The organism is Streptomyces sp. NPDC002566, assembly GCF_042889585.1.
In the GTDB taxonomy this organism is placed as follows: Bacteria; Actinomycetota; Actinomycetes; order Streptomycetales; family Streptomycetaceae; genus Streptomyces.
Window position 1 is genome coordinate 368,861 of sequence record NZ_JBIARD010000001.1, and the last position, 12,479, is coordinate 381,339.

The 12,479-nt window shown below is 73.7% G+C and carries 11 protein-coding genes and 1 pseudogene; 6 read left to right on the plus strand and 6 right to left on the minus strand.

The window, feature by feature from the left end:
- Positions 1-6: 6 nt before the first annotated feature.
- Positions 7-894: an NmrA family transcriptional regulator gene (locus ACFYXA_RS01500; RefSeq protein WP_389027331.1), complete on the minus strand. Its 888-nt coding sequence runs from the start codon at positions 892-894 to the stop codon at positions 7-9.
- 80 nt (positions 895-974) lie between these two features.
- On the opposite strand from ACFYXA_RS01500, the gene ACFYXA_RS01505 reads away from it, so the two are divergent.
- Together ACFYXA_RS01505 and ACFYXA_RS01510 are read left to right on the plus strand one after the other, a co-directional pair.
- Positions 975-1,976 carry an AraC family transcriptional regulator gene (locus ACFYXA_RS01505; protein WP_389027333.1) on the plus strand — a complete coding sequence of 334 codons (1,002 nt, stop codon included), beginning with the start codon at positions 975-977 and terminating at the stop codon, positions 1,974-1,976.
- A 9-nt stretch (positions 1,977-1,985) separates the two neighbouring features.
- Positions 1,986-2,657: pseudogene (locus ACFYXA_RS01510) on the plus strand (helix-turn-helix domain-containing protein); the annotation flags it as partial.
- Here ACFYXA_RS01510 and ACFYXA_RS01515 read toward each other — a convergent pair.
- The 3 genes from ACFYXA_RS01515 to ACFYXA_RS01525 all read right to left on the minus strand — a co-directional run bounded on the left by ACFYXA_RS01515 (position 2,646) and on the right by ACFYXA_RS01525 (position 5,228).
- Positions 2,646-3,044, minus strand: a complete 399-nt coding sequence (locus ACFYXA_RS01515; RefSeq protein WP_389027335.1) for a VOC family protein — start codon at positions 3,042-3,044, stop codon at positions 2,646-2,648. The pseudogene ACFYXA_RS01510 and the gene ACFYXA_RS01515 overlap by 12 nt on opposite strands.
- A gap of 151 nt (positions 3,045-3,195) precedes the next feature.
- A complete protein-coding gene (locus tag ACFYXA_RS01520; protein ID WP_352247265.1) occupies positions 3,196-3,855 on the minus strand; it encodes a response regulator transcription factor in 660 nt (219 codons plus the stop codon).
- Between the two features lie 62 nt (positions 3,856-3,917).
- Entirely contained in the window at positions 3,918-5,228 is a 1,311-nt protein-coding gene (locus ACFYXA_RS01525) for a sensor histidine kinase (protein WP_389027338.1), read from the minus strand.
- A gap of 177 nt (positions 5,229-5,405) precedes the next feature.
- Between ACFYXA_RS01525 and ACFYXA_RS01530 the strand changes: the two genes are divergently transcribed.
- Genes ACFYXA_RS01530 through ACFYXA_RS01540 form a run of 3 tightly spaced genes read left to right on the plus strand, consistent with a single transcriptional unit; the run spans position 5,406 to position 8,875 of the window.
- The gene (locus ACFYXA_RS01530; RefSeq protein ID WP_389027340.1) at positions 5,406-5,618 is read left to right on the plus strand and encodes a hypothetical protein; all 213 of its coding nucleotides are present in this window, start codon (positions 5,406-5,408) and stop codon (positions 5,616-5,618) included.
- Positions 5,615-6,346 carry an ABC transporter ATP-binding protein gene (locus tag ACFYXA_RS01535; RefSeq protein ID WP_389027342.1) on the plus strand — a complete coding sequence of 244 codons (732 nt, stop codon included), beginning with the start codon at positions 5,615-5,617 and terminating at the stop codon, positions 6,344-6,346. The genes ACFYXA_RS01530 and ACFYXA_RS01535 overlap by 4 nt, the downstream gene beginning before the upstream one ends.
- A 3-nt stretch (positions 6,347-6,349) precedes the next feature.
- Complete coding sequence (locus ACFYXA_RS01540; RefSeq protein ID WP_389027344.1) at positions 6,350-8,875, plus strand: FtsX-like permease family protein; 2,526 nt, start codon at positions 6,350-6,352, stop codon at positions 8,873-8,875.
- 107 nt (positions 8,876-8,982) lie between these two features.
- On the opposite strand, the gene ACFYXA_RS01545 is transcribed toward ACFYXA_RS01540, so the two are convergent.
- Complete coding sequence (locus tag ACFYXA_RS01545; protein ID WP_389027347.1) at positions 8,983-10,035, minus strand: LacI family DNA-binding transcriptional regulator; 1,053 nt, start codon at positions 10,033-10,035, stop codon at positions 8,983-8,985.
- 484 nt (positions 10,036-10,519) lie between these two features.
- Here ACFYXA_RS01545 and ACFYXA_RS01550 point away from each other — a divergent pair, with 484 nt between their 5' ends.
- The gene (locus tag ACFYXA_RS01550) at positions 10,520-10,975 is read left to right on the plus strand and encodes a peptidoglycan-binding protein (RefSeq protein ID WP_389027349.1); all 456 of its coding nucleotides are present in this window, start codon (positions 10,520-10,522) and stop codon (positions 10,973-10,975) included.
- Between the two features lie 307 nt (positions 10,976-11,282).
- Here ACFYXA_RS01550 and ACFYXA_RS01555 read toward each other — a convergent pair whose 3' ends face one another.
- The gene (locus ACFYXA_RS01555) at positions 11,283-12,305 is read right to left on the minus strand and encodes a hydroxyacid dehydrogenase (RefSeq protein ID WP_389027351.1); all 1,023 of its coding nucleotides are present in this window, start codon (positions 12,303-12,305) and stop codon (positions 11,283-11,285) included.
- Between the last annotated feature and the right edge of the window lie 174 nt (positions 12,306-12,479).

Here is a 12,479-nt window from a genome sequence, read left to right on the forward strand (position 1 = left end):
CGGTCCTCAGACCTGAGCCTCCGCCGAAGCCGAGCCCCAGACCCCGGCCCGAGCCGCCTCCCCGGCGAAGTCCGAGAAGTCCCGCGGCTCACGCCCGAGCACCCGCCGCACCCCGTCCGTGACGTGCGCGTTGTGACCGTCGAGCAGTTCCCCGAACAGCTCGACCAGGAAGTCGGCCTCCTCCGCGGGCAGTCCGAAACCGACCAGCCGCTCCCGGTACTGGTCCAGCGGCACCGCCCGGTACGTCAGTCGGCGCCCGGCCGCGGCGCCGGCCTCCGCCACCGCCTCGGCCCACGTCAGCAGTCGCGGCCCGGTCACATCGACGTCCTGCCCGACCCACCGCGCACCCGACGTCAGCGCGGTCACCACCACGTCCGCGATGTCCCGCACGTCGACGAACGGCTCCCGCAGCCCCTCACCGGCCGGGAACACCAGCTCCCCGCCCAGCCGCAACTCCTCCACCAGCGGCCCTTCGCTGAGGTTCTGCGCGAACCACGCGGCCTGTACGACGGTCCAGTCCGCCCCGGACTCGCGCAGCGCCTCCTCCGCCGGCCGCGCCCGCTCCTCGCCCCGCGACGACAGCAGCACCAGCCGCCGTACGCCGAGGCCGACCGCCTCCCGGGCGAGCGTGCCGACCGTCGCGGCCGCCTCGGGGGCGCCGATGTCCGTCGGGTAGGCCAGGTAGGCCGCGTCCGCGCCGCGCAGCGTGTCCGCCCACGTCGAAGGGGACCGCCAGTCGAAGCCCGTCGCCCGCGACGCGGCCCGCACCGTGAGCCCGGCCGCCTCCGCGGCCCGCGCGACGCGCCCGCCCGTACGACCGGTCGCCCCGGTCACCACCACCGTCATGCCCCGCGCCGAGTTCCGAACCGTGTCCTGCGTCGTGTTCTGTGTCATGCCGCAAGTCAACTGCCCGGCGCCGCAAGGGAACATCGCTGAACGGCTCGTTCCCATAAGCGCGCGTCTACGCTGGCCGCATGGACGCTCCGGCACCCTCTAAGCCCCTCACCCGGGGAGACCCCCTCGCAGGCCTCCTGGAAGGTCCACGCGCGCGGGGCGCGTTCATGATCCGGGCCTGTTTCGACCCCCCGTGGGCGGTACGCGTGCAGGACCACGCCCCGCTGACGGTGATGCTGGTGGTCCGTGGCGACGCCTGGGTCGTGCCCGACGACGGCGAGCCGATCCGGCTGACCGCCGGCGATCTCGCCATGGCCCGCGGGCCCGGCGCGTACACCTGCGCCGACGACCCCGCCACCGCACCCCAGGCGCTGATCCTGCCGGACGGCGAGTGCGCCTGTCCCGACGGCCGGTCCCTGAACGGCTCCATGGACCTCGGCGTACGCACCTGGGGCGACCGCCTCGACGGCTCCACGGTCGTGCTGATCGGCACGTACACGATGGACGGCGAGATCAACGGCCGTCTGCTGGACGCGCTTCCCCCGCTGCTGTCCCTGACAAACGACGTGTGGCGGTGCCCGCTCACCCCGCTGCTCATGGACGAGATCGCCCGCGACGAGCCGGGCCAGGAGGTTGTCCTCGACCGCATGCTCGACCTGCTGGTCATCGCCGCGCTGCGGGCATGGTTCTCCCGTCCGGAGACGGCGGCCCCCGCCTGGTACCGGGCGCTGGCCGACCCGGTCGTCGGCCGCGTCCTGCGCCTCCTCCAGGACGATCCCGCCCACCCCTGGACGGTTGCCGCCCTCGCCGCGAAGGCGGGCGTGTCCCGGGCCGCTCTGGCCCGACGCTTCACCGAACTCGTCGGCGAGCCCCCGATGACCCACCTCACCGGCTACCGCCTCGCCCTCGCCGCCGAGCTGCTGCGCCACACCGACGACACGATCGCCGCGATCGCCCGCCAGGTCGGATACGGCAGCGCCTTCGCCCTGTCCAGCGCCTTCAAACGCGTCCACGGCCGGAGCCCGCAGGAGCACCGGGTGAGGGCGGTGGTCCGCGACGCGTCTCATCCGCCCCGCGCGTAGCCTGGGCCTGTGTACCAGGAACGGCCCTCCCGGCTGGCCGGCGCGGTGGTGTGGACCAACAGCCCGGCGGGCGCCGGGGCTCACCCGGTGCTGCCCGACGGCTGCATGGACCTGCTCTGGAACGAGGGTCGGTTGCTGGTGGCCGGCCCCGACACGCGGGCCCACCTCCCCGACGGACCGCCCACCTCCTGGTCCGGTGTGCGCTTCTTCCCGGGTGCCGCGCCCGCCGTGCTCGGTGTGCCTGCGCACGAACTGCGCGACCGGCGGGTGGACTTGGCCGAGCTGTGGCCGGCGGCCGAGGTGCGACGCCTGTGCGCCCGGGTCGAGGCCGCGCCCTGCCCGGCGACGGCGCTGGAGGAACTCGCGCTGCGGCGGGCCACCCCGCCCGACAGGGAGCTGCGCCGCCTCGTGACCGCCCTCGCCGAGGGCTGTTCGGTCGCCGCCACCGCCGGTGAACTCGGTCTGAGCGCCAGGCAGTTGCACCGCCGCTCGCTGACCGCCTTCGGGTACGGCCCGAAGACCCTGGCCCGGATCCTGCGCCTCCAGCGTGCTCTCGCCCTGGCCCGGCGGGGAGTGCCGTACGCGGACACCGCGTCCCGCGCCGGGTACGCCGACCAGGCCCATTTCGCGCGTGACGTTCGGGAGTTGAGCGGTATGACGCTGACCGGCCTACTCCTGCGCGAGCGGGGCGAACAGGTCGACACCGTTTCCGTCGGGGTCGTGCACGACGGCGTACCGCTGGCCCCAGACCGCGTCCCACGGCTTGACCCCGCCCGTGTACCCCGCGCCGACCAGCTCCTCGTACACGGAGTCCACCTCGGCCGGTCCGTCGCACCGTAGCGCCAGCGAGTGCCGGCCCTCGCCGGCGGGGGCCCGCCAGTCCGGCCGGAAGGACCGGACGACGGCCTCGGTGTCGAGCATCAGCCGCAGCCCGCCCGGCAGTCGGGCCTCGACGTGCGGCTCACGCTCGGCCCCCTCCGGGAAGGCGAACCCGAGCCTGCGGTAGAAGGCGAGGGAGGCGGCCATGTCGGAGACGACCAGGCCGACGGCATCGAATCGTGGAGTCATGCGCCCACCGTAGGCGGCCGAGCACGCCCGGTCTTGAAGGAAACGGACATCGGCCGGAAGGGGCGGGACGGTGGAGTGACGGGCTTGGAGGGGGCCCGGTCGCCGGCGGTGATCGCCACCGACGACGCCCAACCCTCGTACCGACACCACCTCAAGCCGGCCGCCGCAGATCCTCCAGATACCGCAGGACGGCGGCGACCCGGCGGTCCACCTGGTCCGTCGGAGACAGATCGAGCTTCGCGAAGATGCTGCGGATGTGCTTGTGGACGGCCCCGTCGGTGACGACGAGTTTCCCTGCGATGGCGGAGTTGCCCAATCCCTCGGCCATCAGGGCGAGTACGTCCCGTTCGCGGGGGCTGAGCCGTTCCAGGCGGGTGTCCTGGCGGGAGCGGGTGAACAGCTGGGCGACGACCTCCGGATCGACGGCGGTGCCGCCGCCGGCCACGCGCCGCAGCGCGTCCAGGAACTCCTCGACCCTGCCGACCCGTTCCTTGAGCAGATAGCCGAGCCCGTTCACACCTCCGCCGAGCAACTCGGTGGCGAAACTCTGCTCGACGTACGCGGACAGCACGAGCACGGCAAGGCCGGGCCGTCGACGCCGGGCCTCGACCGCGGCGACGATCCCCTCGTCGGTGTGGGTCGGCGGCATCCGCACGTCGAAGATGGCGACATCGGGTTCGTGCACGTCGATGGCGTCCAGCGCCTCGTCGGGGGTGCCCGCGGTGGCCACCACGTCGAGCCCTTCGGCGCGCAGCAGCAGGGCGAGCCCCTCACGCAGCAGGGGATCGTCCTCGGCTATCACAATCCGCATGTCAGGCTCCAAAGGGTCCGGATTCAAGGGGGGGCGAAGGCTCACGGGTCGGGCTCCGGCCGTCACGATCCGCAGGGAAGGTCCACTGTCAGGAGGGTCGGGCCGCCGGGCGGGCTGGTCAGGGTGAGGTCGCCGTCGAGCGCCGCGACGCGGCGACGGATGCCGGTGAGCCCGGAGCCGCCGCTGTCCACCTCCGAGTCGGAAGCCCGGGAGCCACCCCCCGCGCCGCCCTTGCCGTCGTCCTCGACGGACAGCACGAGTCGGCCCCCGCCGCCGCGTGCCGTGACGACGGCGTGCCGGGCGCCGCTGTGCTTGGCGATGTTGGTCAGGGCCTCGGCGACCACGAAGTAGGCGGTCGCCTCGACGGAGGCGGCGCAGCGTTCGGGTATGTCCACGTCGATCCGGCAGGGCACCGCGCAGTTCGCGGCGAGACCGGAGAGCGCGCCCGCGAGGCCCCGGTCGGCCAGCACCGGCGGCAGGATGCCGCGGGCGACGGCGCGCAGCTCGGCCAGCGCCTCCTCGGCGGCGGACTGGGCACGTTCCAGGAGTTCGTCGGCGCCCCCCGGATCACGGGCCACCATGCGGCGGGACGCCCCGATCAGCACGGCGACGGAGACGAGCCGGTTCTGCGCGCCGTCGTGCAACGAGCGCTCGATGCGGCGCAGTTCGATGGCGTGGGCGTCCAGGGCGGCGGCACGCGTGGCCGTCAACTCCGCTACGCGCAGGGACAGATCGACACCGGGGCCGGCCGACAGGAGTCGTCGCCCGAGGCCCGCCTGGAGCCGGGCCATACCGGGTGTCAGCCCCAGGATGATGGCGATCCAGCCCACGCCCAGCAGCGTCACGGCGATGGCGTCCGGCCAGGTGTGTGCGTTTCCGATGCCCACGGAGGTGGCGGTCGCGCCCTCGGGCATGAACGTCCAGTACAGCAAGAAGGCGGTGTCCCGCACCGCGAGGACCGGCAGCAGGACGCCGAGCAGTCCGAGCAGCCCGCCCACGGTGGAATGCCGGACCAGCCAGGCCAGTTCCCGGCCCGTGGTGCGGTCGACGAGTGCGGCCCGCAGCCGAGTGGGCGGGGGCGGCGGGACGACGACCTCGTGGCCCCAGCGTGCGAGCCGGCCGCGTTCCCGGCCGGCCAGGGCGTGCACGGTGCGCAGGAGCGCGGGCGCCATGAGCAGTCCGACGCCGATGACGCTCATCGCGGCGGTGAGAGCCAGCCACAGCAGCAACAACAGGGCGAGCAGCGCCGTGTTCAGCCCGGACGCCAACTGGGCGATCGCCTCACCGGCGGCGCTCAGGCTCCGGAGGGCGACGGCCTTGAGGCTCTCGCGGCTCTCGCGTCGGCCCGCCGCTCCACTCGTGCCCGCTGTCATGCGAACGACCCTATGTCGCTGCCGAGTTCGGCGTCACCCGAGCGGCGGGGCGGTACAGCCTGCTGTACCTCGAACCGGGCGGGCTGCGGGATCGGCCGTCAGGGGTGCTGATCCATAGCGTCAGTGACGACAGCGGGAACGGCACACGGCCACCGCAGGACTCCGGGAGCAGCCCCCATGCAGCACACGACGACCCCTGATCCCGCCGACCGGCCCGACTCCGGGGACATCGTCCGCACCCTGCTCTGGACGGCGGTGGTGGCAGGCGCGCTCGCCAACGTGGCGGCCTCCTTCGGCGGCGCCGACACCTGGGTGCACCTGGTGTGCGGTGCGATCACCGTCCTGTGCGCGGGCACGCTCGCCGTACGGAACCTGCGAGGCCGGCGATGAACGCCGCAGGCGCGCCCGCCATCGCCCTGGAGGGCGTCAGCAAGGCGTACCCGGGCGGTGTACGCGCCCTCGACGACGTGTCGCTGACCGTGGAACGCGGCACCTTCCTCGCCGTCATGGGCCCCTCCGGCTCCGGCAAGAGCACGCTGATGCACTGTGCCGCCGGCCTCGACTCCCCGACGTCGGGCAGCGTCCGCATCGAGGGTCACGAGATCGCCGGGCTCAAGGAGTCCCGTCGTACCCGACTGCGTCGGGAACGCGTCGGGTTCGTGTTCCAGGCGTACAACCTGATCCCGTCGCTGTCCGTCGAGGACAACATCACGCTGCCGCTGAGGCTGGCGGGCCGTACGGCGGACCGTGACTGGCTGCGGACGCTGGTGGAGCGGGTGGCGCTGGCCGACCGGTTGAGCCACCGCCCGGCTGAGCTGTCCGGCGGTCAGCAGCAACGGGCCGCCCTGGTGCGGGCGTTGGCTGCGAAGCCCGCCGTCGTGTTCGCCGACGAACCGACCGGCGCGCTCGACCTGCGCAGCGCGCACGAGGTCCTCGACCTGCTGCGCGACCTCGTCGTCGACCTGCACCAGACGGTGGTGATGGTCACCCATGATCCGGCCGCCGCCGCCCGCGCGCACCAGGTGCTGGTGATGGCGGACGGCCGCGTGGTCGAGACCGTCAAGGCGCCGACGGCTTCCGAACTGGCGAGCCGCCTGGTCGCGTTGGGAGAGGACTGAACCATGTTCCGTCTCGCGATACAGATGGCCGGACACCGCGTCACCGCGCTGATCGCCGTGGCCTGCGCGGTTCTCGGCGCTGCGGCTCTGATCACCGCCACCGGCGTCCTGGCGGAGTCCGGTCTCCGCTCCCGTCTCCCCGCCGGCCGGCTGGCCGGCGCGTCCGTCGTGGTCGCGGCCGACCAGGAGTTCCGCCAGGCCGGCGACCTGCCGCTCGCCCTTTCGGAACGCCGTCGGATCCCGGCCCGACTGGTCGGCGAGCTCGGCCGGTTGCCCGGTGTGACAACGGCAGTCGGCGACACCGGCTTCCCCGCCGCCCTCGTCGACGCCCACGGGCAGGTCGTACCGTCCGAGGACCCCCGGGTGGCGGGGCACGGCTGGTCCTCGACGAAGCTGCTGGCGGACGCCCGCGTCACCGGCAGCGAGCCGAACGCCTCCGACGAGATCGCCGTGGACCGCGCCACCGCCGCCGCGGCGGGCATCGAGCCGGGCGACGAGGTCCAGGTCGTCGTCAACGCTCGCCCGGCCACGGGCTACCACGTCTCTGCCGTGGTCGACGCACCCGGCGCGGGCGTCTACTTCGCGGATGCGACGGCCCTGCGACTCTCCGGCCGGTCGGACCGCGTCGATCTGGTGGGCCTGCGCACCGCGCCCGGCGTCGAGGAGCGGGTGGCCGCCGAGATCCGTACGAAGGTGAAGGGCGCCGGGCTGCGCGTGGTCACCGGAGCGGAACGGGGTGAGGCGGCCGCGCCCGGCGCCGGCGCCTCACGCTCGCTGCTGGTGCTGCTCGCCGGTTCGCTGTCCGGGATCATCGTGCTGATCACCGGTTTCGTGATGGCGAGCGCGCTGGCCGTGTCGATCGCCGGGCAGCGCCGCGACCTGGCGCTGATGCGGGCGGTCGGCGCCACCCCGAGACAGATCCGTCGGCTGGCCGCCGCGCAGTCCACCGCGGTCGCGGCCGTGGCCGTGGCGCCCGGCGTGGGCCTCGGCTATCTGCTCGCCGGACTGTTCCGCGACCTGCTCGCGGACCGCGGCGTCATACCGCCCGAACTCCCGCTCACCTTCAGCCCGTTGCCCGCCTTCGCGGCGTTTCTCCTGCTGCTCGTGGCCGTCCAGGCGGCGGCCCGCTGCTCGGCCTGGAGCACCTCGCGGATGCCGGCCACCGAGGCGGTCGCCGCATCACGCAGTGAACCGCGTGACCCGTCGCGGACCCGGACGCGTATCGGCGTGCTCGTCGTCCTCGTTGCCATGATCATGTCCACCCCGCCGCTCTTCCTGCGTACGGCCATCGGCGCCACGGCCACCCCGATCGCCGGCATCGTCGGGGCGATCGGCCTGGCCGTCGCAGGTCCGGCACTGGTGCGGGGCGTCGGCGGCGCTGCGGCCCGGGCGACGCGCCGCAGCGGCTCCGCGCCGACCTGGCTTGCCATGGCCAACTTCCGCGCCTACGCCCTGCGCAACGCCGGGATCGTCTCCACCCTGGCCATGGCGGTCGTGTTCGTGCTGACGTACACCTTCACCCAGACCACCGTGCTGGCCGCCACCGGCCACGACATCCGCACCGGCACCCTGGCCCAACTTCGTCTGAGTGCGCCGGCGTTGGGCGGCATTCCGTCCGACGTGCCCGCCGCCGTCCGGAAGACGGCCGGTGTGCGGGCCGCCGCCCCCGTCGGCACGACCACCGTGGTGTGGGAGTACACGCAGTTCGGTGACAAGGAGGCCGAGTCCGGTTCCGCGGCCGTCCTCACCCCGGAGGCGGCAGGCGTCCTCGACCTCGACGTGCAGGACGGCGGCCTGGACCGCCTGACCGGCGCGACCGTCGCCGTCAGCAGCGATGTCGCCCGCTCGCGCTCCGCGACGGTGGGCCGCCGGGTGAGCCTGGTCCTCGGTGACGGCACACGGGCCGACGCCGAGGTGGTCGCCGTGTACGGCCGGGGCCTCGGTTTCGGCACCGTCGTGCTGTCCCACGACCTGGCCGCCGGACACACCACCACGGCACTCGACGCGTCCCTCCTGATCCGCACCGACGGCACGGCGAAGGCCCGGCAGAGCCTGACGACGCTCGCCGCGTCCCGCCCCGGCCTTGCCCTCGCGCCTGCCGACTCCCCCTCCGCCGGTGGCCTGAAGGACGTCCCGCCCGAGACATGGATCAATCTCGCCACCATCGTCGTCCTGCTCGGCTACCTCCTGCTGAGCATCGCCAACAAACTGGTCGCGGCCACCGCCCAGCGCAAGGCCGAACTGGGCGCCCTCCGCCTCAACGGCACCACACCCCGCCAGATCCGCGCGATGATGCGCCGCGAGGCCGCGGTGACCGCCGCCACCGCGCTCACCACGGCCGTGCTGTTCTCCGCGATCCCCCTGGCCCTCCTGGGCCAGGGCTTCCTCGGGCGCCCCTGGCCCGCCGGCCCCACCTGGCTGCTGCCCGCCCTCGCCCTCACAGTCACCGCCACGGCCTACCTGACCATCGAACTTCCCACGCGCCAGGCCTTGCGAACGGCGCCCGCGGAAGCGATCCGGGTTCACTGAACCCCTCGGTCGCCGTCTGTGCCCGGTGTGCTGCCTCCGCGCACCCCGACGGCGGCCGGTGGAAACGCCCCTCCAAGCGCCGTGCGGAGTGCCGCGTCCGATACGGATCACCCCGTCCGCACGCGGGGCGCGGCCGTGCTCGACCGTTCCACCAGCCGTGTCGACAGCTCCGTCCGGGTTCCCTCCGGGCGGTCCCCGTTCATCATCCGCACCAGGAGCCGTAACGCCGTCGCCGCCATCTCCGCGAGGGGCTGGCGGACGGTGGTCAGCGCCGGGGTGGTCCAGCGGGACTCGGGCAGGTCGTCGAAACCGACCACGCTGATGTCGTCCGGTACCTTCAACCGCCTTTCGGACAGCACCTCGTAGACGCCGAGGGCCTGCCGGTCGGAACAGGTGAAGACGGCCGTCGGCGGCGCGGGCAGATCGAGGAGGCCGCGCATGTGGCGGCGGGCGACCGTCTCGTCGAAGCCGCCGTGACGAACGTACTCGGGGCGGTGGCCGACCCCCGCCGACGCCAGCGCTGAGCGGTAGCCGGCGATCCGGGCGTTGCTGCTCATCCTGCGGCGCGGCCCGGCGATCACCGCGATCCGCTCGTGCCCGAGGGCCAGCAGGTGTTCGGTCGCCGTCACGCCGCCCTGCCAGTTGGCCGCGCCCACCGACACCACGTCCGACGGCGGCTCCACCACCGGGTCGATCATCACGAACGGGATCCGGTGCTGCTCCAGCCAGGCGTACTGCGACGGCGTCAGTTCGGCCAGGTTGAACAGGACTCCGGCCGACCCCCGGGCGGTCAGCTTGTCCAGCCAGCCGCGCTGCGGGTGGCCCGCCCTCGTGCGGGACAGCGCCGCCGAGACGACCACGTCCAGGCCCGCGTCATGGGCCGCCTCCTCCACCCCGTGCAGCACCGCGCCCGAGGAGGAGCTGTCCAGCGAGTGCACGACGAGGTCGACCAGCCGGGGCGGTTTCGCCGCGTCGAAACGCGGTCTGCGTACGTAGCCCAGCCGGTCCAGCGCCTCCGTGACCCGGCGGCGGGTCTCGGGGGCCACGTCCTCACGGCCGTTGACCACCTTGGAGGCCGTCGGCACGGACACCCCCGCCTCGCGGGCCACGACCGCCAGGGTCGGCCCGGCCGTCACGCTCGCACTGCCCGTGCGGACCATCGGGAACCACCTCTCCGGCCCCGCCCGAGGGCCAGCGAAAGTTCGACCACCGTCCTTTCGGAGCCAACCCCACGGCTCGCAGAAAGCGCTTGCTATCCTAGGCGCGCCTCAGCGCGGCGGGAAGACGCCGGTCCGCTCCGTCGCGCACCACGGCCGACGGCCCACTGCCCAATGGCCGATTCTGATGACGCGCCCGGTGCGGGGGAGACGGTAGCTTCTGCCGCGTACCGGTCCGGCGCGGGCAGTTCCGCCCGCGGGCACGGCGCCACCACGGTCGCGGAGTCGCACGCAGGCGACTGCCCGCCGTACACGGGGCGTTGTGCGTCGAGCATCGCGCGCCGCTCACGAAGTGCCGTCCTTCCAGGCGCACTTGTCGAAGCGTTCCGCAGGGCGACGGCGACCGCGGGAGCCCACCACGACACCGGTCACGACGAGCGCGTCAGCCAACGTCAAGCGCCACCCCACGAATCGAAGAGGGAAACGCATGCGACTTCTGACCAGGACCATCGTCACTCTCACCGCCGCCGCGGGCCTCGCGGCCGGGAGCCTCACCGGGGCGAGCGCCGGGTTCGCGGCCACCGCGCCGGCCGCGCACCCCGCGGCGACCTCCCGGACCGCGGTTCCTTTCGCGACGGTCAACCTCGGCCTGAACGCCACCCAGGCGGGATACGTCCAGTGCTGGCTCAAGGCGAACTGGGGCTACACCGGGCGCATCGACGGCGAGTTGGGCACCAACAGCTGGAAGGCGTTCCAGCGCAACCTCAGGACCCACTGGGGCTACACCGGCGCCATCGACGGCGAAGTCGGCGGCGGCACGGTGAGCGCGCTCCAGCGCCTGCTGCGGAACTGGGGTTACACCGGCGCGATCGACGGGATCGCCGGCTCGGGAACCCAGGCCGCGTTCAAGCAGTTCGCCGACGGCTGTGCCGGTTGGTGCTGAGGCAGGTTCCGAAGGGCGGGCGCTGAGGGCCGCGGGCCGGGGTGATCCGGCTCCGGCTCCGGCGGGAGGTGTTGCGGCCTCGGCTCTGGCGGGGGTGTTCCGGCTCCGGAGGGGGTGTTCCGGTCCGGCCCGACCCCGGCTTCGGCAGGGGGTGTCCCGGCCGCGGCTTCGGCAGAGGTGTTCCGGCTCCGGCTCCGGCGGAGGTGTTCCCGCCGCGGCTATGGCGGAGGTGTTCCGGGCCCGGTTCCGGTCGCCCTCCGCCGCTCGGGCAGCCGTACTCAGGGACCGCACCGGCCTCGTGACCGGTTCACGCCACGCGGGCCAGGTCGGTGTGCCGGACCTGGTGGGCCAGGGGCCGGCCCGCCGCGATCCGCTCCATCTCCTCGACGACGACGAGGCCGAGCCGCTCCAGCTCGTTGCCGAGGGAGCCCGCGATGTGCGGGGTGAGGAAGACGTTGGGCAGCCGGTAGAGAGGGGAGTCGGCGGGCAGCGGCTCGGGTTCGGTGACGTCGAGGATCGCGTGCAGCCGGCCGGAGACCAACTCCTCGGTCAACGCCGTGTGGTCGACCAGGCCCCCGCGTGAGGTGTTGATCAGCATGCCGCCGTCACGGATGAGGGCGAGCCGCTCCCGGTCGAGCATGTGACGGGTCTCGGGAATGTCGGGCGCGTGCAGGCTGACGATGTCGCTGTGCCGCAGCAGGTCCTCCAGCGGGAGCGGCCGCGCGCCCAGTGCGGCGGCCTCGGCGGCGTCGACGTAGGGGTCGTACAGCAGGATCTCGAAGTCGTACGGCCGCAGGAGCTCGAGCAGGCGGCGGCCCACGCGGGACGCCCCGATCAGGCCGACGCGCCGCCCCAGGTTGCCGGTCGCGGCCGTCTCGGCGGGCCCGGGGTGGGTCCGGGTGATCCGGAAACGCTCCCGGTGCGCGAAGGCGTCCTTCCCGGCCAGAAGGATCATCGCCAGCGTGTACTCGGCCACGGGCACGGCGTTGGCGGTGACCGCGCTGGAGACGGTCACGCCCTGACTCCACAGCGCGTCCCCGACCAGGGGCCGCACGGAGCCGGCGGCGTGCAGGACGGTACGCAGGCCGGGCATCGCCGTGAGCGCCTCCGCGTCGAGGCGGGGGCAGCCCCAGCCGGTGATCAGGACCTCGGCGTCCGCCAGTGCCGCGGCCGCGGCGGGGTCGGTGAGGTCCCGCAGGTCCCGCACCACGAACCCCGGGTCGATCTCGGCGGTCCGCCGCAGCCGGGCGAGGAGCTGTGCGGGGAACAGCAGGGGGAGGTGCACCGGATCCATGGCGAACACGGTCCTGGGCAGCTGGGCGCTGGGCATGACTCTCCTGAGGTGCCTAGGAAGCGCTTTCTGACAGCGCGATCTACGGTAGGTGCGGCCCGGAGTGCGGTCAATCGGCCCGAGCGGGCGTGCGCGACGGCGGGTCGCAGGGTTTGAGCGCCCCCGCGTACGCCGAACAGCCCTGTGGAAGGCCCGTGCGCCGGAACACCGGGC

Bases quoted from the DNA above. Each gene is read 5' to 3' on its own strand.
- ACFYXA_RS01500 (WP_389027331.1), bottom strand. From the start codon at position 894: ATGACACAGAACACGACGCAGGACACGGTTCGGAACTCGGCGCGGGGC.
- ACFYXA_RS01505 (WP_389027333.1), top strand. From the start codon at position 975: ATGGACGCTCCGGCACCCTCTAAGCCCCTCACCCGGGGAGACCCCCTC.
- ACFYXA_RS01515 (WP_389027335.1), bottom strand. From the start codon at position 3,044: ATGACTCCACGATTCGATGCCGTCGGCCTGGTCGTCTCCGACATGGCC.
- ACFYXA_RS01520 (WP_352247265.1), bottom strand. From the start codon at position 3,855: ATGCGGATTGTGATAGCCGAGGACGATCCCCTGCTGCGTGAGGGGCTC.
- ACFYXA_RS01525 (WP_389027338.1), bottom strand. From the start codon at position 5,228: ATGACAGCGGGCACGAGTGGAGCGGCGGGCCGACGCGAGAGCCGCGAG.
- ACFYXA_RS01530 (WP_389027340.1), top strand. From the start codon at position 5,406: ATGCAGCACACGACGACCCCTGATCCCGCCGACCGGCCCGACTCCGGG.
- ACFYXA_RS01535 (WP_389027342.1), top strand. From the start codon at position 5,615: ATGAACGCCGCAGGCGCGCCCGCCATCGCCCTGGAGGGCGTCAGCAAG.
- ACFYXA_RS01540 (WP_389027344.1), top strand. From the start codon at position 6,350: ATGTTCCGTCTCGCGATACAGATGGCCGGACACCGCGTCACCGCGCTG.
- ACFYXA_RS01545 (WP_389027347.1), bottom strand. From the start codon at position 10,035: ATGGTCCGCACGGGCAGTGCGAGCGTGACGGCCGGGCCGACCCTGGCG.
- ACFYXA_RS01550 (WP_389027349.1), top strand. From the start codon at position 10,520: ATGCGACTTCTGACCAGGACCATCGTCACTCTCACCGCCGCCGCGGGC.
- ACFYXA_RS01555 (WP_389027351.1), bottom strand. From the start codon at position 12,305: ATGCCCAGCGCCCAGCTGCCCAGGACCGTGTTCGCCATGGATCCGGTG.